Source organism: Pseudomonas sp. SIMBA_068 (assembly GCF_046534705.1).
Lineage (GTDB): Bacteria > Pseudomonadota > Gammaproteobacteria > Pseudomonadales > Pseudomonadaceae > Aquipseudomonas > Aquipseudomonas putida.
Window position 1 is genome coordinate 1 of sequence record NZ_JAWRYI010001362.1, and the last position, 245, is coordinate 245.

The following is a 245-nucleotide window of genomic DNA, read 5'->3' on the forward strand; positions in this document are numbered from 1 at the left end:
TATTTCCTCAAGCAACAGCTGGCCTGGGTGCCATTTCTTGGCCTGGCGTGCTGGGCGCTGGATATGCCGTTTATGAAGCGTTATTCCCGCGCTTATTTATTACGTCATCCGGAGCGACGTGGTAAAGATGTTGAAACCACTCGGCGTTCTTGTGAAAAGTTTCGCCTGCATCCCACCACCATTGTCAATTTCGTTGAAGGCTCCCGTTTCACGCAAGAAAAACATCAGCAAACCCACTCCACTTT

Annotated in this window: 1 pseudogene; it reads left to right on the plus strand. The window is 49.8% G+C overall.

From position 1 onward, the window contains the following. Window positions 1-245, plus strand: a pseudogene (locus SB756_RS34065) (acyltransferase); the annotation flags it as partial.